18 protein-coding genes are annotated in these 21,622 nt (G+C 74.2%); 6 read left to right on the top strand and 12 right to left on the bottom strand.

All coding sequences use genetic code 11. The features are described 5' to 3' along the window. Nucleotides 1-1,623: an FAD-dependent oxidoreductase gene (locus QBL21_RS21585; RefSeq protein ID WP_407563869.1), complete on the top strand. Its 1,623-nt coding sequence runs from the start codon at nt 1-3 to the stop codon at nt 1,621-1,623. Between the two features lie 173 nt (nt 1,624-1,796). After that, complete coding sequence (locus QBL21_RS21590) at nt 1,797-2,468, top strand: FadR/GntR family transcriptional regulator (protein ID WP_407563870.1); 672 nt, start codon at nt 1,797-1,799, stop codon at nt 2,466-2,468. 98 nt (nt 2,469-2,566) lie between these two features. On the opposite strand, the gene QBL21_RS21595 is transcribed toward QBL21_RS21590, so the two are convergent. The 6 genes from QBL21_RS21595 to QBL21_RS21620 all read right to left on the bottom strand — a co-directional run bounded on the left by QBL21_RS21595 (nt 2,567) and on the right by QBL21_RS21620 (nt 9,574). Further along, nucleotides 2,567-3,406: an amidohydrolase family protein gene (locus QBL21_RS21595; RefSeq protein WP_407563871.1), complete on the bottom strand. Its 840-nt coding sequence runs from the start codon at nt 3,404-3,406 to the stop codon at nt 2,567-2,569. Between the two features lie 2 nt (nt 3,407-3,408). After that, nucleotides 3,409-4,374, bottom strand: coding sequence for an aldo/keto reductase (locus QBL21_RS21600; RefSeq protein WP_407563872.1), 966 nt, complete (start codon nt 4,372-4,374; stop codon nt 3,409-3,411). A gap of 10 nt (nt 4,375-4,384) precedes the next feature. Further along, entirely contained in the window at nt 4,385-5,446 is a 1,062-nt protein-coding gene (locus tag QBL21_RS21605) for an ABC transporter permease (RefSeq protein WP_407563873.1), read from the bottom strand. Continuing rightward, nucleotides 5,443-7,047 carry a sugar ABC transporter ATP-binding protein gene (locus tag QBL21_RS21610; RefSeq protein ID WP_407563874.1) on the bottom strand — a complete coding sequence of 535 codons (1,605 nt, stop codon included), beginning with the start codon at nt 7,045-7,047 and terminating at the stop codon, nt 5,443-5,445. The genes QBL21_RS21605 and QBL21_RS21610 overlap by 4 nt, the downstream gene beginning before the upstream one ends. 3 nt (nt 7,048-7,050) lie before the next feature. Next, a complete protein-coding gene (locus QBL21_RS21615) occupies nt 7,051-8,097 on the bottom strand; it encodes a sugar ABC transporter substrate-binding protein (RefSeq protein WP_407563875.1) in 1,047 nt (348 codons plus the stop codon). A 157-nt stretch (nt 8,098-8,254) separates the two neighbouring features. Then, nucleotides 8,255-9,574: an enolase C-terminal domain-like protein gene (locus QBL21_RS21620; protein ID WP_407563876.1), complete on the bottom strand. Its 1,320-nt coding sequence runs from the start codon at nt 9,572-9,574 to the stop codon at nt 8,255-8,257. A gap of 260 nt (nt 9,575-9,834) precedes the next feature. On the opposite strand from QBL21_RS21620, the gene QBL21_RS21625 reads away from it, so the two are divergent. Next, nucleotides 9,835-11,139 (top strand): PAC2 family protein, encoded by a 1,305-nt coding sequence (locus QBL21_RS21625; RefSeq protein ID WP_407563877.1) that lies wholly within the window; start codon nt 9,835-9,837, stop codon nt 11,137-11,139. 30 nt (nt 11,140-11,169) lie between these two features. Here QBL21_RS21625 and mshC read toward each other — a convergent pair whose 3' ends face one another. From mshC to QBL21_RS21645, 4 genes are all read right to left on the bottom strand, one after another. Then, nucleotides 11,170-12,399 (bottom strand): cysteine--1-D-myo-inosityl 2-amino-2-deoxy-alpha-D-glucopyranoside ligase, encoded by a 1,230-nt coding sequence (gene mshC, locus QBL21_RS21630; protein WP_407563878.1) that lies wholly within the window; start codon nt 12,397-12,399, stop codon nt 11,170-11,172. 141 nt (nt 12,400-12,540) lie between these two features. Beyond that, nucleotides 12,541-13,530, bottom strand: coding sequence for an SCO1664 family protein (locus tag QBL21_RS21635; protein WP_407563879.1), 990 nt, complete (start codon nt 13,528-13,530; stop codon nt 12,541-12,543). Beyond that, nucleotides 13,494-14,084, bottom strand: a complete 591-nt coding sequence (locus QBL21_RS21640; RefSeq protein ID WP_407563880.1) for a DUF3090 domain-containing protein — start codon at nt 14,082-14,084, stop codon at nt 13,494-13,496. The genes QBL21_RS21635 and QBL21_RS21640 overlap by 37 nt, the downstream gene beginning before the upstream one ends. A gap of 85 nt (nt 14,085-14,169) precedes the next feature. Next, nucleotides 14,170-14,907, bottom strand: a complete 738-nt coding sequence (locus tag QBL21_RS21645) for a histidine phosphatase family protein (RefSeq protein WP_407563881.1) — start codon at nt 14,905-14,907, stop codon at nt 14,170-14,172. Nucleotides 14,908-14,963: 56 nt separating this feature from the next. Between QBL21_RS21645 and corA the strand changes: the two genes are divergently transcribed. Beyond that, on the top strand, nt 14,964-15,962 hold the full coding sequence (gene corA, locus QBL21_RS21650; protein WP_407563882.1) for a magnesium/cobalt transporter CorA: 999 nt from the start codon (nt 14,964-14,966) through the stop codon (nt 15,960-15,962). 62 nt (nt 15,963-16,024) lie between these two features. Here the strand turns inward: corA and QBL21_RS21655 are convergent, their stop codons facing one another. Next, nucleotides 16,025-16,816: a ferritin-like domain-containing protein gene (locus QBL21_RS21655; protein WP_407563883.1), complete on the bottom strand. Its 792-nt coding sequence runs from the start codon at nt 16,814-16,816 to the stop codon at nt 16,025-16,027. Between the two features lie 223 nt (nt 16,817-17,039). Beyond that, nucleotides 17,040-18,089: an LLM class F420-dependent oxidoreductase gene (locus QBL21_RS21660; RefSeq protein ID WP_407563884.1), complete on the bottom strand. Its 1,050-nt coding sequence runs from the start codon at nt 18,087-18,089 to the stop codon at nt 17,040-17,042. 123 nt (nt 18,090-18,212) lie between these two features. Between QBL21_RS21660 and QBL21_RS21665 the strand changes: the two genes are divergently transcribed. Both QBL21_RS21665 and QBL21_RS21670 read left to right on the top strand, forming a co-directional pair. Beyond that, a complete protein-coding gene (locus tag QBL21_RS21665; RefSeq protein ID WP_407563885.1) occupies nt 18,213-19,220 on the top strand; it encodes an aldo/keto reductase in 1,008 nt (335 codons plus the stop codon). Next, the gene (locus QBL21_RS21670; RefSeq protein ID WP_407563886.1) at nt 19,217-21,595 is read left to right on the top strand and encodes a helix-hairpin-helix domain-containing protein; all 2,379 of its coding nucleotides are present in this window, start codon (nt 19,217-19,219) and stop codon (nt 21,593-21,595) included. The genes QBL21_RS21665 and QBL21_RS21670 overlap by 4 nt, the downstream gene beginning before the upstream one ends. Nucleotides 21,596-21,622: the final 27 nt, after the last annotated feature.

The following is a 21,622-nucleotide window of genomic DNA, read 5'->3' on the forward strand; positions in this document are numbered from 1 at the left end:
ATGACCCTCCCGCAGACCGTCCCGGCGGCGATACCCGCGCTCGGGACGCACCCGACTGCCGGCCGCACCCCGGGTCGCGCGGAGACCCGGGACCTGCTCGACCGGGCGACGTACGACCTCCTGGTCATCGGCGGCGGAATCCTGGGCACCTCGGTGGCCTGGCACGCCGCGCAGTCGGGCCTGCGGGTGGCGATGGTGGACGCCGGCGACTTCGCCGGCGCCACCTCGTCCGCGTCCTCCAAGCTCGTCCACGGCGGCATCCGCTACCTCCAGAACGGCGCGGTGCGGCTGGTGGCCGAGAACCACCACGAGCGCCGGGTGCTGGCCCGCGACGTGGCACCGCACCTGGTCAACCCGCTCCCCTTCTACCTGCCGCTCTACAAGGGCGGCCCGCACGGCGCCGCGAAGCTCGGCGCCGGCGTCTTCGCCTACTCCGCGCTGTCCGCGTTCCGCGACGGCGTCGGGCACCTCATCACCCCGAGCCGGGCGGCCCGGGACATCCCCGCGCTGCGCACCGAAGGGCTGAAGGCGGTCGCGGTCTTCGGCGACCACCAGATGAACGACTCGCGGATGGCGGTGATGACGGTACGGGCCGCGGTCGGCGCCGGCGCCGTCGTCCTCAACCACGCCGAGGTCACCGGGCTGCGGTTCGCCCGCGGCCAGGTGACGGGCGCGGATCTGCGGGACCGGCTGAGCGGCGCCGAGTTCGGCGTCGACGCCCGGCTCGTGCTCAACGCCACCGGGCCGTGGGTGGACCACCTGCGGCGGATGGAGAACGCGGGGGCGGCGCCCTCCATCCGGCTCTCCAAGGGCGCGCACATCGTGCTCAAGCGGCGCTCGCCGTGGCACGCGGCGATGTCGACGTGGGTGGACAAGTACCGCGTCACCTTCGCGCTGCCGTGGGAGGACCAGTTGCTGCTGGGCACCACGGACGAGTCGTACGAGGGCGATCCCGCCGACGTGCACCCGACCGACGCCGACGTCGCGCAGATCATCGACGAGGCGTCGCTGTCGGTGCGCGACGACGACCTGTCGCCCGACCTCGTGACGTACGCCTTCGCCGGGCTGCGGGTGCTGCCGGGCGGTCCCGGCGGGACCGAGCAGGCCAAGCGGGAGACGGTCGTCACCGAGGGCTCCGGCGGGATGCTGTCGGTGGCGGGCGGCAAGTGGACGACGTACCGGCACATCGGCCGGATGGTGCTCGGCAAGCTCGCCAAGGAGCACGGCGGCGCGATCGCCGAGGACATGCAGCCGGTGAAATCCCTGGTACGGCACACGCCGCTGCCGGGGGTGGCCAACCCCAACGCGGTCGCGCACCGGCTCCTGGTCGACCGCGACCCGGGCCACCGCATGGCCCCCGACACCGCGCGGCAGCTTGCCACGCACTACGGCTCGCTCTCCTTCGACATCGCCCGCCTGGTCAACGAGAACCCGGACCTGGGCGAGCGCATCCACCCCGACGGGCCCGAGATCTGGGCGCAGGTGGTCTACGCCCGCGACCACGAGTGGGCCGAGACGGAGGACGACGTGCTGCGCCGCCGTACGACGGTGACGATCCGCGGCCTGGACACCGCCGGCGTCCGGGCCCGGGTGCGGGAGCTGCTCGCGCGCAAGCAGGGCTGAGCCGCCGCGGCGGACGCCGCGGGCCGGGGGGAGAGGCAGCACGGGGGCGCCTCTCCCCCCGGTCGTTTCCGCTTCCGGTGGGATTCGGTGCCCTCCCCTGCTCCGCACGCCCCGTGCGCAGGCATAATGGAAGCGCGCAGACATCGGATGTCTGTGACAGGGAGGGCGGCACGATGGCGGTCACGGACGAGGCGATCGAGAAGATCAAGGGAATGATCGTCTCCGGGAAGCTGCGGCCGGGCGACCGGCTGCCCAAGGAGAGCGAGCTGGCGGCCGACCTCGGCCTGTCCCGCAACTCGCTGCGCGAGGCGGTGCGCGCCCTCGCGCTGATACGCATCCTCGACGTACGGCAGGGCGACGGCACGTACGTCACGAGCCTCGACTCGCAACTCCTGCTGGAGGCGATGAGCTTCGTCGTCGACTTCCACCGCGACGACACCGTGCTGGAGCTGCTCGCCGTACGCCGCATCCTGGAGCCCGCGGCCACCGCGCTGGCCTGCACCGGCATCGCGGATGCGGAGCTGGACGCGCTGGAGGCGGAGCTGGCGGAGCTGGGCCAGGACCCGTCGGTGGAGGAACTGGTCCGCGCCGACCTGGAGTTCCACCGCCGGATCGTGCAGGCGTCCGGGAACTCCGTGCTCAGCTCGCTGCTGGAGGGGCTGTCGGGGCCGACGGCCCGCGCCCGCATCTGGCGCGGCCTGACGCAGGAGGACGCGGTACGGCGCACACTGACCGAGCACCGGGCGATCCTCGACGCGATGCGCAGCCGGGACGCGGAGGCGTCGCGGTCGTGGGCGACGGTGCACATCGCGAGCGTGGAGCAGTGGCTGCGCCGGACGCTGTGACTGCGCAACGCCGGGACACCCGGTCGCCGTGACCCCGGGGCACCGCGGTGCCGGGCGCGGCCACCGGCCGCGCCCGGCCCGGTGAGACCGTCCGGGGCTCAGTCCCCGGCCCGCTCCGGGACGTAGACGCGGCGGGCGTTGCCGCCGAAGAACGCCTCCCGCTCCGCCGCGGTCAGGTCCGCCACCGCCTCCTCGGCCAGCTCCACCACCCGCCCGTAGCCGGCGGCCAGCGTGCACACCGGCCAGTCCGAGCCGAACAGGATCCGGCCGGGGCCGAAGGCGTCGATCACGTGCCGGGCGTACGGCAGCACGTCCGCCGGCCGCCAGTTCTCCCAGTCCGCCTGCGTGACCAGGCCCGACACCTTGCAGCTCACGTTGGGCAGCCGCGCCAGCTCCGCGACCAGGTCCGCCCACGGCTGCCACTCCCCCGCCGCGATCCGCGGCTTGCCCGCGTGGTCGAGCACGAACCGGGTGTGCGGCACCGCGCGGGCCGCGGCGATCGCCGCCGGCAGCTCGCGCGGCGTCACCAGCAGGTCGTACACGAGACCCGCCTCCCCCGCGAGCCCGAGGGCCCGCAGCACGTCGGGGCGGACCAGCCACCGCGGGTCGGGCTCGTCCTCCGCCTGGTGGCGCAGCGCCCCGAGGCGCGGCGGCAGGCGGTGCAGGGTGTCCGCGTCCAGCGCGGGGGCGGTCAGGTCGAGCCAGCCGCAGACCAGCTCCACCGGCGGGCCCGGCTCCGCGCACAGCTCCACCGTCTCCTCGTACGACGACGAGCTCTGCACCAGGACCGTGCCGTCGATGCGGTGCTCCGCGAGGTGCGGCGCGAGGTCGTCGAGCGTGAACGTGCGCCGCAGCGGGTCCGCCCACGAGCCGTCCATCCACGGCTGCGGGCGGCGGGCGATGTCCCACAGGTGGTGGTGGGCGTCGATCCGCGGCATGGTCAGCCTCCCGTGGCCGTCGGCAGCGGCAGGTCGGCGTCGAGCAGCCCGAGTCCGACGAGCGCGGGCCACAGCCCGTCGGGGATCTCGTGGGCGAACATCTCCGCGTTCTCCCTGACGTCCCCCGGCCGGGAGGCGCCGGGGATCACCGAGACGACCGCCGGGTGCGCGAACGGGTAGCGCAGCGCCGCCGCCTTCAGCGGCACCCCGAACTCGCCGCACACCTGGGCGATCCCGCGCGCCCGCTCCACCACCTCGGGCGGCGCCGCGCCGTAGTGGAACCGCCCGCCGGGCCGCGGGTCGGCGAGCAGCCCGGTGTTGTAGACGCCGCCGACGACGACGGAGGTGCCGCGCCGCGCGCAGACGGGCAGCAGGTCGTCGTACGCGCTGCGCTCCAGCAGCGTCCAGCGGCCCGCGCACAGCACCACGTCGACGTCGAGGTCGGCGACGAGCCGGCCCAGGTGGTCGCTGAAGTTCATGCCGAAGCCGATGGCGCCGACGACCTTCTCCGCCTTCAGCTCCGCGAGCGCGGCGAAGGCGGTCTCGTAGACCTGCGGCAGGTGGTTCTCGACGTCGTGGAGGTACGCGATCTCCACCCGGTCGAGCCCCAGCCGCGCCAGCGACGACTCCAGCGTCGCCCGGATCCCGTCCCGGCTCAGGTCCCACTCCCGCCCGCGGGCGGGGGTGTCGACGAAGTCGTGGGCGGGCTCGGTCTCGCCGGGGCCGAGGGGCCGCAGCCGCCGGCCGACCTTGGTGGACACGGTGTACGAGTCCCGCGGCCGGCCCGCGAGCGCCCGGCCGAGGCGCTCCTCCGACAGCCCGACGCCGTAGTGCGGCGCGGTGTCGAAGTAGCCGTAGCCGTGCGCGAACGCGGTCTCGACGATCTCGGCCGCGGTGTCGTCCGGCATCGCCCGGTAGAGGTTGCCGAGGTTGGCGCAGCCGAGGCCGAGCCTGGGTATGGGGGGCATCCGCCGCCTCTCAGTCCTGTTTCTCGCCGCTGACGAACCGGGAAATGACCAGGGCGACGATGATGATCGCCCCGTTGAGGAACTTCGTCCACTCCGCCGGCACGCCCGCGAGCGTCATCACGTTGATGACGAGCTGGAGGGTCAGCACGCCGGTCAGTGCCCCGAAGAGGGTGCCGCGCCCGCCGCGCAGGCTGATGCCGCCGATGACCGCCGCGGCGAACACCTGGAAGATCATGTCCTTGCCCTGGCCGGCGGAGACCGAGCCGTAGTGGCCGGTGTAGAGCACGCCGGCGAAGGCCGCGAGCATGCCGCCGATGGCCAGGACGATCCAGGTGATGCGGTCCACGCGGATGCCCGCGGCGCGCGCCGCCTCCGGGTTGCCGCCGATGGCGTACAGCGCGCGCCCGTGCCGCAGGTAGCCGAGCATCAGCCCGCCGACCGCGTAGAGGCCGAGGCAGACGTAGACGGCGGCGGGGACGCCGAGCCAGCTCTCCTTGCCGAGGTACGCGAAGGACTCGGGCACCTCGATGATCGACTTGCCGCCGGTGATCCCCTCGTGCAGGCCGCGCAGCATCACCAGCATGCCGAGCGTGGCGATGAAGCCGTTGACTCTGAGTTTGAGGATGAGGAAGCCGTTGAAGAGCCCGATGACGGCGCCGACGAGGAGGCACAGGAAGATCGACGTGCCGGACGGCAGCAGTTCGATGCCGGTGAACCGGCCGCCCTCGGCGGGCAGGACGAGCCAGAGCGCGATCACCGGGGCGACGCCGATCGTCGACTCCAGCGACAGGTCCATCCGGCCGCTGATGAGGATCAGCGCCTGCGCGAGGACCAGCAGCCCGAGTTCGGTGGACTGCTGGACGACGCCGATGAGGTTGTCGGAGGTCAGGAACGCGGGCGAGACGATGAAGCCGATCACGCCGAGCACGAAGATGACGGGTACGAGCGAGAAGTCGCGCCAGCGGCCGAGGTCTATCTCCACCCCGCCGAGCTGCAACTGCGGCTTCTTCTCCACCGCCGCTCCGCCCTCGGCCGCGGCGGCCGGCGGCGCTGTGGACGTAGGCCGTGTCATGCTTGCTGCCCCTTCTCCGGCTGGTCTGGCTGGTCTGGCTTGTTGCTCTGGTCCTGCTGCTGCTCGCGGTGTCCGGGTTCGATGCCCTCCATGGCGGCGACCAGCTCCCGGTCCGTCCAGCCGCCGCCGAACTCGGCGACCACGCGCCCGTGGAAGAGCGCGAGCACCCGGTCGCAGACGCGCAGGTCGTCCAGTTCGTCGGAGACGATGACGGCGCCGCTGCCGCCCTCGGCCACCCGCCGGACGACGCCCAGCAGGGCGTCCTTGGACTTCACGTCCACGCCCGCGGTCGGCTTGATCGCCACCAGCACGCCGGGGTCCCGGGCGAGCGCGCGGGCGATCACGACCTTCTGCTGGTTGCCGCCGGACAGCCCGTCGACGTCCTGGGAGGGCCCGGAGGTCTTGATGTCCAGCGACTCGATCATGCGCTGCGCGAAGCGGCGGGTGCGCGAGGGGAGCACGGTGCCGTACGGTCCCAGTTGGTCGGCGACGGTGAGCGTGGCGTTCTCCGCGACGCTGCGGCCGGGCACCAGGCCCTGTTCGTGCCGGTCCTCCGGTACGTAGCCGATGCCGGCCTCCAGCGCGTGCGGCACGCTGCCGGTGCGCACGGCGGTGCCGCGCACCTCGACCCGGCCGGCGTCGGGCGCCCGCATGCCGACGAGGGTCTCGCCGATCGCGGTGTTGCCGCTGGCGGCGGCGCCGGCCAGGCCGACGACCTCGCCGGCGCGCACGGCGAGGTCCAGCGGCTCGTACGCGCCCGCCACGGCCAGCGCCCGCGCCCGCAGCACGGGCTCGTCGCCGGCGCCCTCCGCGGCGGTCGCCTGGCCCGGGACCACCGCGGCCGGCGGCACCGCCGCCGCGGCGCCGGGGGGCGCACCCTCACCGGTCATCGCCGCGACCAGGTCCTCCTTCGGCAGCCCGGCGACGGGTGCGGTGAGGATGTGCCGGGCGTCGCGGAAGACGGTGACGGTGTCGCAGAGTTCGTAGACCTCCTGGAGGTGGTGGGAGATGAACAGGAAGGCGACCCCCTGCCGCTGGAGTTCGCGCAGTTTGTCGAAGAGCCGGTCGATGCCGCCCGCGTCGAGCCGGGCGGTCGGCTCGTCGAGGATGATCAGCCGGGCGCCGAAGCTCAGCGCTCTGGCGATCTCTACGAACTGCCGCTGCTCGACGCCGAGGTCCTTCGCCCGCACGGCGGGGTCCACCTCCACGCCGTACGCCGCCAGCAGCTCGCGGGCGCGCGAGCGCAGCCGGCGCCAGTTGATGGCGCCGCCGCCGGTGAAGCGGTTGAGGAAGAGGTTCTCCGCGACCGTGAGGTCCGGCACGATCATGAGCTTCTGGTAGACGCAGGCGACCTTGGCGCGCCACGCCGCCGTGTCGCCGAACGGCGGCGCGGGCTCGCCGGAGAAGGCGACCGTGCCCGTGTCGGGGCGCTCCATGCCGGTGAGCACGGAGACGAGGGTCGACTTCCCGGCGCCGTTGCGGCCGACGAGGGCGTGTGCCTCGCCGGCCGCGACCTCCAGGTGCACGCCGTCGAGGGCGAGCGTGGGGCCGAAGCGCTTGACGACGCCGTCGGCGCGTACGGCGGGGGGCGCCACGGGCACCGCTCAGCCCTGCTTTTCGAGCTGGTTGGCCCACAGCTCGGGGTCGTCGACGTTCTCCTTGGTGACCAGCGGGGCGGGCAACTGGTCCTCCAGGCCGTTGGGGATCTTGACGATGGTCGAGCCGTGGTCGGTCTTGCCCGGCTTGAACTCCTTGCCCTTCAGCGCCTGCTGGGCGTAGAAGAGCGCGTACTCGGCGTAGAGGTCGGCGGGCTGGGAGACGGTCGCGTCGATCGTGCCGGCGCGGATGGCGTCCAGCTCCTCCGGGATGCCGTCGTTGGAGACGATCGTGATGTGGCCCTCCTCGCCGGCGGGCTTGAGCATGTTCTTCTGCTCCAGCAGGGCGAGGGTGGGCTGGAGGAAGACGCCGCCGGCCTGCATGTAGATGCCGTCGATCGACTTCTCCTTGGCCAGCACGCTCTGGAGCTTGGCGGAGGCGACGTCGCCCTTCCACTCGGTCGGCAGCTCGAAGACCTCCATGTCGGGGTACTTCTCGTCCATGCACTTCTTGAACGCCATCGAGCGGTCGCGGCCGTTGATGGAGGCCAGGTCGCCCTGGAACTCCACGACCTTGCCCTTGCCCCCCAGTTGCTCGCCGAGGTATTCGCAGGCTTTGATGCCGTACGCCTCGTTGTCGGCCCGTACGACCATGTAGACCTCGCCCTTGTCGGGGCGGGTGTCGACGCTGACGACGGGGATGTCCTCCTCCGCCAGCCGCTCCAGGGTGGAGGCGACGGCGCCGGTGTCCTGCGGTGCCATGACGACGGCGTCGGCGCCCTGGTCGGTGAACGCCTGCACGTTGGAGACGAGCTTGCCGATGTCGTTCTGGGAGTTGGTGATCGGCAGGGCGTCGACCACGCCGTCCGAGACGCCCTTCTTCAGGTACTGGTGGTAGGAGTTCCAGAAGTCGCTGTCGGTGCGCGGCATGTCGATGCCGACCTGGCCGTCGGCCCCGGCCGCGTCGTTGCCGCGGTTGCAGGCCGCCAGCGGGGCGATGGCGAGGAGAGTGGTGCAGGCCGCGACGGCGGTCGTGCGGAGTCTGCGAGTCAGCATGGGAGTCCCGTCCCGTCGTTCGTCTCGGGTATGCGGCTGGGGGGTTCGGCTCGGGCTGCGGCGTGCGGTCCCGCCGGCGGGGCGGCTTGCGGTGCCGCTCGCCGGGGGGCCTGCCGCGCGGTGTGCGGTGCGGCTTGCGGTGCGTCGGGCATGGGGCTCAGCTCCCCGGGCCCCGCCGGGCCACGGCCTGCCAGACGGGTCCGTCGGGGTAGCGGTGCGCGGCCAGCGACTCGGGGTGCATCCGCGCGGAGAATCCGGGGGCCTCGGGCGCGCGGTAGCGGCCGTCGACGACGACGGCCGGGTCGGTGAAGTGCTCGTGCAGGTGGTCGACGTACTCGATGACGCGGTCCTCGCGGGTGCCGGAGACGGCGACGTAGTCGAACATGGCCAGGTGCTGGACCAGTTCGCACAGCCCGACCCCGCCGGCGTGCGGGCAGACCGGGATGCCGTGCTTGGCGGCGAGCAGCAGGATGGCCAGGTTCTCGTTGACCCCGGCGACACGCGCGGCGTCGATCTGGACGAAGTCGACGGCGCCTGCCTGGAGCAGTTGCTTGAACATCACGCGGTTGGCGACGTGTTCGCCGGTGGCGACCTTCACCGGCTGCCCGGCGCGGACGGCGGCGTGGCCGAGCACGTCGTCGGGGCTGGTGGGCTCCTCGATCCAGTGCGGCTCGTACGGGGCCAGTGCGGTCATCCAGCGCACGGCGTCGGCGACGTCCCAGCGCTGGTTGGCGTCGACGGCGATGCGGATGTCCGGGCCGACGGCCTCGCGGGCGAGCCGCATGCGGCGTACGTCGGCGTCGAGGTCGCCGCCGACCTTCAGCTTGATCTGGCCGAAGCCCTCGGCGACGGCGGCCTTGGAGAGCTGGACGAGCTTCTCGTCGGAGTAGCCGAGCCAGCCGGGGGTGGTGGTGTACGCGGGGTAGCCCTCGGCGCGCAGCCGGGCGGCCCGCTCGGCGCGGCCGGGCTCGGCGGCGCGCAGCAGGGCCAGGGCCTCGTCGGGGGTGAGGGCGTCGGAGAGGTAGCGGAAGTCGACGAGGGAGACCAGCTCCTCCGGGGTCATGCCGGCCAGGAACTCCCACACCGGCAGCCCCGCCTGCCCGGCGGCCAGGTCCCAGGCGGCGTTGACCACGGCCCCCGCGGCCATGTGGATGACGCCCTTCTCCGGGCCGAGCCAGCGCAGTTGGGAGTCGTGGGTGAGGTTGTGGCACAGCTCGGCCAGTTCGGCGGCGGTGGCCGGCGCGGGGCGGCCGACGACGTAGGGCGCGAGGGAGCGGATGGCGGTGGCGGTGACGTCGTTGCCGCGGCCGATGGTGAAGCAGAAGCCGTGGCCCTCGACGCCGGGGTCGTCGGTGCGGAGCACGACGTACGCGGCCGAGTAGTCGGGATCCGGGTGCATGGCATCCGACCCGTCGAGCTCCAGGGAGGTGGGGAAGCGGATGTCGGAGACGTCCAAATCGGTGACAGTCGGTCGCATGCAGGCTTCCCTCGCGTCTGGAACATCGGATCTTTCAGCAGTCATCCGATGTATATCCGGGTCCGCTTACCAACGTCCAGAGGCCGTGAGTGATTTATCCGTACTGACGCGCTGCCAACCCTCCCTAAGGTGCACACCTCGGATGAATCGGTAGTCGTGCCGCACGGGATACGGCTCGTCGGCGGGGAAGCCTTAGGCTGGGGGCCGCATGTTTCGAAGCACGTGGCACAGGGGCGGTAACCGCCGGAAGGAGGCGCTGGGTGATCGAGCTGGAGGGGCTGCCCGAGCTGGTCGATCCGGTGATGATCTGCGCCTTCGAGGGCTGGAACGACGCCGGTGACGCCGCCTCCTCCGCGGTCGGACATCTCGACCGGGAGTGGAAGGGCGAGGTCTTCGCGTCGCTCGACGCCGAGGACTACTACGACTTCCAGGTCAACCGGCCCACCGTCACCCTCCACGGCGGCGTACGGAAGGTCACCTGGCCCACGACGCAGTTGTCCGCGGTACGGATCGCGGACGCCGACGGCAAGGGCCACCCGCGGGACCTCGTGCTCGTCCGCGGCATCGAGCCCAGCATGCGCTGGCGCTCGTTCTGCAACGAGATCCTGGGCTTCGCCCACGAGTTGGGCGTCGAGCTGGTCGTCCTGCTCGGCGCGCTGCTCGGCGACACCCCGCACACCCGGCCCGTGCCGGTGACCGGCGTGACCTCCGACCCGGAGCTGGCCGTGTCGATGGACCTGGAGGAGACCCGCTACGAGGGCCCGACCGGGATCGTCGGCATCCTCCAGGAGGCGTGCACGCACGCGGGCGTGCCGACCGCCAGCCTGTGGGCGGCCGTGCCGCACTACGTCTCCCAGCCGCCCAACCCGAAGGCCACCCTGGCGCTGCTCAACCGGCTCGACGACCTGATCGGCGTGCGCATCCCGCTCGGCGAGCTGCCCGAGGACGCGCGGGCCTGGCAGCTGGGCGTGGACCAACTGGCCGCGGAGGACAGCGAGGTCGCGGAGTACGTACAGACGCTGGAGGAGGCGCGCGACACGGCGGAGCTGCCGGAGGCGTCGGGCGAGGCGATCGCCCGCGAGTTCGAGCGCTATCTGCGCCGCCGCGACCCGGGCGCAGGCCCGTACCTGCGCGACCTCTCCGGGCCGCAGCCCCTCCCGGACCTCACGGAGCGGGGCGAGCAGCCGGCGCCGGAGGAGCGCGAGGGCGACGACGGGGACGGCGCGGAAGGCGCGGACGACGGCGACGGGGCGGCGGCGGACGGCGCCGCAAAGCCGAAGGGCGAGGGCCCCGAGCCGACCGTCGAGAGCGACGGGGACACCGGGGCGGACAAGGACACCGAGGCCGGCAAGGGCACCGGCGACGCCGGCGATGCGGACCGCACCGCCGATGACGACGCCGACTCCGATGCCTCCGACGCTTCTGGCGGCGCTTCCGGCGCTTCCGGCGACGCCTCCGACGCCTCCGACGACAGCGGTGCCTCCGACGACAGCGGTGCCGGAAAGGGCAAGCGGCCGCGCCGCGGCCGGGGCCGCCGCGGCGGCGAGGCCGGCGACAAGGACTGACGCGGCCCCGCCCGCCCCGCTACGGAGCCGCTACAGCGCCACGCCCAGCAGCGCGTCCACCGCCCGCGAGACCACGCCGGGCGCCCCCGTGTCCGTACCGCCCGCTGCGCGCTGGAGCGCCGCCCAGCGGTCCACGGCGGCCAGCGCCGCGGGCGAGTCCAGGTCCTCCGCCAGCGCGGCGCGCATCTCCTCCACGAGCCCCTCCGCGGGCGGCCCCTCCGGCCGGGAGACGGCGTCGCGCCAGCGCGCCAGCCGCTCCTCCGCCTGCTCCAGCCCGTGGGCGGTCCACTCCCAGTCCGTGCGGTAGTGGTGGGCGAGCAGCGCGAGCCGTACGGCCACGGGGTCGACGCCGTCGCGGCGCAACTGCGAGACGAAGACCAGGTTGCCCTTGGACTTCGACATCTTCTCGCCGTCCAGGGCGACGAGGCCGGAGTGCACGTACGCCCGGGCGAAGGGGAACTCGCCGGTCAGCACCTGCGCGTGGGACGCGCCCATCTCGTGGTGCGGGAAGATCAGGTCGCTGCCGCCGCCCTGCACGTCGAAGGTCATGCCGAGGTGGTCCAGCGAGATGGCGACGCACTCGATGTGCCAGCCGGGCCGGCCGTGGCCGAGGGAGCCGCCGTCCCAGCTCGGCTCGCCCTCGCGGGCGGCGCTCCACAGCAGCGGGTCGAGCGGGTTCTTCTTGCCGGACCTGCCGGGGTCGCCGCCGCGCTCGGCGGACAGCTCGCGCATGGTGGCGGCGTCGAGCCCGGAGACGGAGCCGAAGCGGGGGTCGGATTCGACGGAGAAGTAGACGTCGCCGTCGAGTTCGTAGGCGGCGCCGGCGTCGCGCAGCCGCTCCACCAGCGGCACGATGCGCGGTATCGCCTCCACCGCGCCGACGAACTCGCGGGGCGGGAGGTTCCGCAGGGCCGTCATGTCGTCGCGGTACAGGTCCGTCTCGCGGTCGGCGAGGGCGGCCCACTCCTCGCCCGTCTCGGCGGCCCGTTCCAGCAGTGGGTCGTCGATGTCGGTGACGTTCTGGACGTAATGGACCTGCCGCTTGTTGTCGAGCCAGACCCGCTGCACGAGGTCGAACGCGGTGTACGTGGCCGCGTGCCCCATGTGGGTGGCGTCGTAGGGGGTGATGCCGCATACGTAGATGCGGGCCTCCGGTCCGGGATCGAAGGTGACGAGCCCTCCGGTCGCGGTGTCGTGGAGGCGGAGGTCGCGGCCGGTGCCGGGGAGCACCGGGACCTCGGGAGCAGGCCAGGCATGCATGTAAACGAGCGTAACCGCCGGTGGCCTGGCCAAACGACCGGGGCGGCGCGAGCCTGCGGATTCGGACAGCGGTGGGAGGGTTCGTACGGAATGCGCCGGGGCGGCGGCGACGCGGGACCGGCCGGGGCGGCCGGGCCGTGCTCAGAGAGGCGGCCAGGGGATGGCCGGCCACTCGCCGCTGGGCTCCGGGTGCCGTCCCGAGGCCAGCAGCGCGGCGATACGGGCGGACAGCGCGGCCACCTCCGCCGGGGTGATCAGCGGCGCCAGCCGGGCGGCCAGCGGCCCGTCGGCGGCGAGCCCGCCGGCCAGCCCGCGCAGCACGGCGACGGCCTCGGCGGGCAGCGGCTCGCCGGCCCAGCCCCACAGCAGGGTGCGGAGCTTGTCGTCGGTGTGGAACGTCACGCCGTGGTCGATGGCGTAGAGCCGGCCGCCGGGGGCGGGCAGCAGGTGGCCGCCCTTGCGGTCACCGTTGTTGATCACGGCGTCGAGGACGGCGAGGCGGCGCAGCCTTACGTCGTCGGCGTGCACGAGGAGCGCGGGGTGGCCCTGGCCGGTCTCGGCGTAGCCGACGGCCTTCCAGCCGGGTCCCGGCTCGTCGCCGTCGACGAGGGCGAGCAGGTCGGCGCCGGCGGGCGCCGCGTCCCCGGGGCCGGCGGCGGTGCCGGAGTCGTTCTCGGAGTCGGTCTCGGTCTCGGAGTCGGTCTCGGAGCCGGTGTCGGCGGCGGTCCCGGAGTCAATGTGGGAGTCGGTGTCGGTGTCGTCCGGGCTCCCACTGTCCGCGGCCGGGATCCACAGTTGGCACATGCCCTCGCCGAACGGCCCGTCCCGCAGCACCGTGGGCGGCACCAGCCCCCAGCCGGTGGCCTGCGAGACCTCGTACGCCGCGACCTCGCGCTGCGCCAGCGTGCCGTCCGGGAAGTCCCACAGCGGCCGCTCCCCCGCGACCGGCTTGTACACGCACTCCGCCGTGCGCCCGCCGTCGGCGACGGTGCAGAACAGGACCGCGTTCGACGCGCCGCGGATGCGCCCGGCGACGGTCAGCTCGCCACCGGTGAGCAGCGCGCGGGCCTCGTCGGGCGCCAGGGCGAGCGGGCTCACTCTCCCCGGCGGTATCCGTTCTGGCGCGGACATACGTGTCCCTCCGGGTCGAGCGGCAGGCTGCACAGCGGGCAGGGCGGCCGGCCGGCGTTCACCACGTCGTTGGCCCGCTTGGCGAAGGCGCGCGCCATCTGCCCGGTGAGGCGTACGCGCAGCATCGGCGGGCCGTTCTCGTCGTCCTGGAGCAGCGCCTCCTCGGCCGCCGCCAGGTCCTCGTCGGAGTCGGCGTCCAACTCGACCAGGGCCTGCGCCTCGACGACCATCCGCTCGCCCTCCGCGTCCCACGCCAGCGCCATCGTGCCGACCCGGAACTCCTCCTCGATGGGGGCGTCCAGGGGCGCCGTGTCGGACAGCTCGGCGGGGGCGACGGCGGGCACGTCGCTGGTGCCGCCGCTGCGCCGTACCACCTCGTCGAGAAGTTCGTCGATCCGCTGGGCCAGCGCGGCCACCTGCGCCTTCTCCAGCGCAACGCTGGTGGTGCGGCCGGACTTGGACGCCTGGAGGAAGAAGGTGCGGCGCCCCGGCAGCCCGACCGTGCCGGCCACGAAGCGGTCCGGCGGGTCGTAGAAGTACACCTCACGCGGCACGTGCTGCTCCGATTACTCGACTCCTGAAAGGGATCCGGTGCGGGACCGATCCGACCACCCTACTGCGCGAGCTGATCATCGGGGATCAACCGGCTCCGGCACCGCCGCCCACCTCCGCGGCGGACTCGTCCGCCGCGCTCCGCCCCGTGCGCGGGGCCTCCGCCGCCTCTGCCGCGGGCTCCGCGGGAGGCGGCGGGGCGAGGCCGTCGAGCCGGCCGGTGTCGCCGAGACGGAGTACGAAGGGACGCAGGGGCGTGTACCGGATCGCGGTGACGGAGGCGGGCCCGACGGCGATGCGCTGGAAGAGGTCGAGGTGCATCCCGAGGGCGTCCGCCACCACGGACTTGATGATGTCGCCGTGGCTGCACATCACGTACAGCGCCTCCGGGCCGTGCTCGGCGGCCACGGTAACGTTCCACTCCCGCACCGCCTCCACGGCGCGCGCCTGCATCGCGCGCATCGTCTCGCCGCCGGGGAACCCGGCCGCGGACGGGTGCTGCTGCACGACGGCCATCAGCGGGTCCTCCGCCAGCTCCGCGAGCTTGCTGCCGGTCCACTCGCCGTAGTCGCACTCGTTCAGCCGGTCCTCGACGTGCACGGGCAGCTCCGGGCGGGCGGCCAGGAGCGGCTTCAGCGTCTCGCGGCAGCGTTCGAGCGGGCTGGTGACCACGGCGGCGGGCGCCAGGGCGGCCAGCCGGGCGGGCAGCGCGGCGGCCTGCTCGGTGCCGCGCTCGTCCAGCCCGACACCCGGGCTGCGGCCGGCGAGCACGCCGTCCACGTTGGCCGTGGACCGGGCGTGCCGGAGCAGTAGGAGGGTGGGCATGCAAGCCAGCGTACGTCCTGCGCGACAGGCGGCACGCTTCGGTAAACAATGGCGGTGTGATAGTCGACTGCGCGCTTTACCGGCACGGCCGGCGCGTACCCGCGCCCGCGGACGTCGCGGACGTGCTCGCGCAGGCGCGCGCGGATGAGGACACGTTCTGCTGGATCGGCCTCTTCGAGCCGTCCCGCGAGGAGTTCGACGCGGTCACCGGCGGGCTCGGCCTGCACCCGCTCGCGGCGGAGGACGCGGTCACCGCCCACCAGCGGCCGAAGCTGGAGGTGTACGACGCCGCGCTGTTCCTGGTGCTCAAGCCCGTGCTCTACGACGACAGCACGGACACCATCACCGTCAGCGAGATCAACACCTTCGTCGGCGACTCCTTCGTGGTCACCGTCCGGCACGGCGAGGCGAACCCCCTCGGCCAGGTACGTGCCCTGCTGGAGCGGCAGCCGGAGGTGCTGGCGCACGGACCGACGGCGGTGGTGTACGCGGTGTGCGACGCCATCGTGGACAACTACCTCGACGTCGCGGACGACTTCCACACGGACCTGGAGGAGCTGGAGGCGGAGGTCTTCCAGCCCGGCGGCGGCGACTCGGGGGGCTCGCCGGGGCGGATCTACAACTTCAAGCGGCAGGCGCTGGAGTTCCGCCGCGTCACCGGCCCGCTGGCCGAGCCGATCACGCGGCTGACGGGGGCGGGGGTACCGTTCGTCAACGAGCGGGCGCGGCCGTTCTTCCGCGACGTGGGCGACCACCTCTCGCGCGTCAACGAGCACGTGGAGACCATCGACCGGCTGCTGTCCGACATCCTCGCCGCGCATCTGGCGCGGGTCGGGGTGCAGCAGAACGACGACATGCGCAAGATCTCCGCGTACGCCGCCATGGCCGCCGCGCCCACCGTCATCGGCAGCATCTACGGCATGAACTTCGACCACATGCCGGAGCTGCACTGGACGCTGGGGTATCCGGCGGTGCTCGTGCTGATGGCGACGGTGGTGCTGTGGCTGTACGTGTTCTTCCGCCGGCACGGCTGGCTGGGAAGCGACGGCCGCTGAGGGCCGGGCTCCGGTGCGGGTGCTGTTCGCGCAACGCGAACGCGCGTCAGGCGGAACGCGCGTCAGGCGAACTCCGTCGCGGCGCGCGGCGGCGGCCCGCCGAGTGCGTCGCGGCGCTCCGGCATCCGCAGGGAGACCATCCGCCGCCAGCCGCCGGCCCGTTCGTACGCGTACACGGCCCCGATGCCCGCGGACAGCAGCGCGCGTCTGCTCCGCGGCCACTTCAGGATCCGCCCCATGTGCTCCATCACCGCGTGGCTCACATCCCGGTACACGCGGATCTCCGCCAGCGCCGCCTCGCGCAGCGCGGCCCGTACGCGCCGGCCGTGGCCCTGCGCGGCCATGGCGAGCAGTTCCTCGTGGCAGTACGCGAGGTGGTTGTCCTCGTCGTGGGAGATCATCCGCACCGCGCGGCCGATGTCCGGGTGGTCGCCGAAGTGCTTGAGGAGCATCCGCATCTGGTCCGACGCGCGCTGCTCGGTGACCCTGCTGTGCGCCAGGTACGTGATGACGTCGGCCTCGGTGAGCTGCCCGTCGCGGCGGAGCTGGTCGTGGGCGAGGCCGATGCCGATGCCCTCCAGCAGCATGGTGTAGTCGGTCTCGCCGGGGACGTCGACCGGCTCCAGGCCGCGCTTCTTCATCAGTGCGTGGAAGATGCGGCCGTGCTTGTCCTCGTCGGCGCCGTGCCGGGCCACCTTGGGGGCGAGGGCGCGGTACGAGTCGGGGACGAGGACGGAGATGCGGGCGTTCTCCCAGCCGCCCTGGGCCTCCCCGGCGGCGGCGATGGAGCAGAAGAGCCGGAAGGTGTCGTCGTTGTCGAGGATCTCCTGGTACAGGTTCTTGGCCGAGAGCATGTCACCGTCGCCTTTCACCACCGGAATACACCCGTATCCGAGTGAATGACGCGGATGCCCGTGACGCAACACCGCGGTGCGTGCCAACCGCCATCCGGGCGATCCCGTAACCGATGCGGGTGCGGCGCGTTGGTGGGGTGACGGCCGTGGCGGGGAGGACCCCGAGCCCCCACCACGGCCGGGCTCCGGCTCGGGGTGCAGGGCTCGGGGGTCAGGCTCGGGGTCAGGCGAGGCCGGCGCGCTCCAGCGCCTCCACTCCGGCGCGTACGCCGGCGATGCGCTCCTCCCGCGTGAACCCGGACGGCGCCAGCGACAGGGACGTCACCCCCGCCTCCGCGTACGCCCGCATCCGGTCCGCGATCCGCTCCACCGGGCCGAGCAGCGTGGTGGCGTCGATCAGCTCGTGCGGCACGGCGGCGGCAGCGGCGGCCTTGTCACCCGCGAGGTACGCGGACTGGATCTCGGCGGCCTCGCGCTCGTAACCCATGCGCCCGGCGAGGCTGTTGTAGAAGTTCTGCCGGGCGCTGCCCATGCCGCCGACGTAGAGGGCGGTGTACGGGCGGAAGACGTCGGCGAGCGCCGCCACGTCGTCGCCCAGGGCCAGGGGGACCGTGGGCACGATGTCGAAGCCCTGGAGGTCCTTGCCGGCCTTCGCGCGCCCGGCGCGCAGGTGGCGCAGGGTGGTCTCCTCGGCGTGCTCCGGCGAGTAGAAGACGAGCAGGACGCCCTCGGCGATCTCGCCGGTCTGCTCCAGGTTCTTCGGGCCGATGGCGGCGATGTAGACGGGGATCCGCTCGCGTACGGGGTGCACCGTCAACTTGATCGGCTTGCCCGGCCCGTCGGGGATCGGCAGCGTCCAGTGCTCGCCCGCGTACGTCAGCCGCTCGCGGGACAGCGCCTTGCGCACGATCTCCACGTACTCCCTGGTGCGCACGAGCGGCTTGCCGAATTCGACCCCGTACCAGCCCTCGGAGACCTGCGGCCCGGAGACGCCGATGCCGAGGCGGAAGCGGCCCTCCGTGAGGGAGTCGAGGGTGGCGGCGGTCATCGCGGTCATGGCGGGGGCGCGGGCCGGGATCTGGAAGATCGCGGAGCCGACGTCGATGCGCTCGGTCTTGGCGGCGACCCAGGTCAGCACGGTCGCGGCGTCCGAGCCGTACGCCTCCGCCGCCCAGCACACGTCGTAGCCGAGGCGGTCGGCCTCCTGGGCGACGGCGAGGTTGTCGGCGTCCATGCCGGCACCCCAGTAGCCGAGGTTGATCCCGAGCCGCATGCGGGCCTCCCTGCTCTCCGGCGTACCACGCCGAGGTTTCGTACCGGTGGGTAATATATCTGTGCGACTCTAGCGCGACGGTCCGCGCCGCGCAGCGCGCCGGCCCCAGTAATCTCAACGCCCATGGAGCACAGGCAACTCGGCCGCACGGGCCTTCGCGTCTCCCGCTTGGGACTGGGCACCCTCACCTGGGGACGGGACACCGGAGAGCCCGAGGCGGCCGGACTGCTGAAGACGTTCTGGGAGGCCGGCGGGACGCTCGTCGACACCGCGGACGTGTACGCGGACGGCGGCGCGGAGTGTCTGCTGGGGCGGCTGCTGGGCGGCCTCGTACCGAGGCGGGACATCGTCGTCGCCACGAAGGCGGGCAGCGTCCCCGACCCCGACCGCCGCTTCGACACCTCCCGGCGGCACCTGCTCGGCGCCCTCGACGCCTCGCTGGAGCGGCTGGGCACCGACTACGTCGACCTGTGGCAGGTGCACGCCTTCGACCCGTACACGCCGCTGGACGAGACCCTCCAGGCCCTCGACACCGCCATAGCGAGCGGCCGCGCCCGCTACGCGGGCGTGAGCAACTTCAGCGGCTGGCAGCTCGCCAAGGCCGCGACGTGGCAGCTCGCCGGCGTCGCGGGCGGCGGCGGGGGCGCGGCGGGCGGGCGGACCCGGCTGGCGTCCACCCAGATGGAGTACTCGCTGCTCCAGCGCGGGGTGGAGCGGGAGGTGCTGCCGGCGGCGCTGGACCTGGGCGTGGGCCTGCTGCCGTCGTCGCCGCTCGGCCGGGGCGTCCTGACCGGCAAGTACCGGGACGCCACGCCGCCGGGCTCGCGCGCGGCCTCGGAGCACCTGGCGCCGTTCGTCGCGCCGTACCTGGACGAGGAGGCGAGCCGGGTGGTCGACGCGGTGACCACGGCGGCGGCCGGGCTTGCGGTGACGCCGCTGGAGGTGGCGCTCGCGTGGGTACGGGACCGGCCGGGCGTCGCGGCACCGCTGGTGGGGGCGCGCAACGCCGAGCAGTTGACGGCGGCGTTGTCGGTGGAGGGTCTTACGCTTCCTGACGAGATCTGCCAGGCGCTGGACGACGTGTCGGCGCCCGTGCACCGCTATCCCGATCAGGACTGGAGCACGCTGTGAACGACGCACGGGAGGCCGCGGAGGCCGCCGCCGCCGGGACCGCCAAGGCGGCGGGGGGCGGTACGGGGCCGGGGGCGACGGCTGCGGAGGGCGGCGACGGAGCGCGTGCCGGAACCGGCGGGGGCGCGGCGGGCGACGAGAGCCGGGAGCCCGGCGGGACCGACGGCGCCGCCGGGAGCGCGGACGGCGGCGGGGCCGCCGGGAGCGCGGACGGAGAGGGCGCTGAGGGCCGAGGGCCGACGGTGCCCGTCGACAGCGGCACGGCGCTGACCGGCAAGGCGGCGGAGCTGCTGGCCGCCGTACGGGCCGTGGAGCGGGGCGAGCGCGACGCCGCCGCGTTCTTCCCCACCCCGGCGCGGGCGCCCGCTCCCCGGCCCGTACGGAGCCCTCGGCCGGCGGCGGGGCCGGTGCCGGAGGCCGGTGCGCATCCGGGTGCCGGAGCCGGGCCGGGGCAGCCGGGCCGTGCGCCGGAGCCGACCGCGGCGGCGGTGGCCGCCGTACGGCAGGTGCTCGCCGGCGCGGGCGCCCCCGAAGGGCCGGCGGCCCTCGTCGCGGGGCACTTCGGCGACGGCGCTGCGGAGTTGCTGCGTACGGACCCGTGGCAGTTGCTCGCGGTGCCGGGCGTACGGCCCGCGCAGGCCGACGAGTTCGCCCGCGGGCTGCTGGAGTCCGCCGAGCCCGGCGACGAGCGCCGGGTGGAGGCGCTGGTGGGCTGGCTGCTGGCGCAGGCGGCCCTCCGGGGGCACACCGCGCTGGAGTTCCCGGCGCTGGCCACGGCCCTGTCGGGGTACGGGGTGCCGGACGCCGAGGACGCGCTGCGCGACGCGGCGGCGGCGGGCGGCGTGTTGGTCTTCGAGGAGCGGGAGGAGCCGCCCGCCACCGCCCCGACTCCAACCCCGGCCCCGGCCCCGGCCCCGAGTCCCGAGGACCGGGAGGACGGCGAGGAGGAGGTTCCCGTACGGCTGCTGCTCGGCCTGGAGCGGTACGCGATGGCGGAGGAGAGCCTTGCGGACGGCCTGTCCCGGCTGGTGAACACCTTCGCGCCGCCGGCGAGTTCGGCGGCGGCCGGCGCCGGCGGGCCCGGGGCCGACTCCGGTCCGGCCGAGCCGGGCGGGCCGCACGACGGGGACGCGGCCGTCCGCGCCGTGGGCGCCGCCGCCTGGGAGGCGGCGGCCGGGGCCGCGCCGTCGCCCTCCGCCGCGGAGCTGATCCGCGCCGCCGCGGGCAGCGGGCTCGTACTGCACACCGGCGGCGAGGCCGCCCGCGCGGAGCCCGCGGCGCTGGTGGCCGCGGCCCGTGCCCTGGGGTTGCGCGCCTACGCGGCCACCCACACCGACGACGGCCGCACCCGCCTGGCCGCCCTGCTCGCCGGCCCGGAGCCCGACGCCGTACGGGACGGCGCCGCGCCGGACGCGCCCGCGGCCTCCGCGGCCGTGACCGTGCGCGGGCTGCTCTCCGGCCGGGAGGGCCCGGGGCGGGACGCGGACGGGCTGCTCGGTGTCGACGTGCTGGCGGTGCTGGACGCGCCGCAGCTCGACGCCGAGGCCGCCGCCGCGCTCGTCGAGGCCCTGCCCGACGGCGCCCGGCTGGTCCTCAGCGGCGACCCCGGGCTGCTGGAGTCCGCCGGTCCCGGCCGGGTCTTCGCCGACGTCGCCGCGGCGCGGGTGTGCCCGCGGGTGACGTCGCGCACCCCGGACCCCGGCCCGATCGGCGAGCTGGTCTCCGGCGTCGGCGCCGGTGAGCTACAGGCCGTGGCGGCGCCCGGCAAGGAGGTGGTGATCGTCCCGGTGCAGGACCCCGGCGAGGCGGTCCACCGGACGGTGCAGCTCGTCGCGGACTCCGTACCCCGGGCGCTCGGGGTGCCCGCCGCGGACACGCAGGTGATCGCCGTGGGGCACGGCGGCGCCGCCGGCACCCGGGTGCTGAACGCGGCGCTCAAGGAGCGGCTGAACCCCGGCCCCGGCGCGTTCGGCGGCTTCGACGCGGGCGACCGCGTCGTCTACGTCCCCTCCCCCGGCACCGCCGTGCCCGGCCTGGTGACCACCGGTGACGACGCGGGGCTGCACCTCGACTGCGGCGGCACGGCCGTCGTCGTCCGGCCGGAGCGGGTCGGCGAGGCCGTCCGGCACGGGTGGGCGCTGACCGCCCACCAGGCGGCGGGGCGGCGCTGGCCCGCCGCGGTGGTCGTCGTGCCCGGCGACGCGGAGCCGGAGCTGAGCCGCGCGTGGGCGTACACGGCGTTCAGCCGCGGCGAGCGGCACCTGTCCGTCGTGCACGGCGCGGGGCCCGTGCTGGCCCGGCGCCTCGCGGAGGTGCCGGCCCCGCGGCGTACGACGCGGCTGCGCGGCCTGCTCACCGCCCAGACGCGCGCCTGAGCCCCGGGCGCGGGCACGGCAGGCCAC

This window comes from Streptomyces sp. 184 (assembly GCF_045781775.1).
GTDB lineage: Bacteria > Actinomycetota > Actinomycetes > Streptomycetales > Streptomycetaceae > Streptomyces.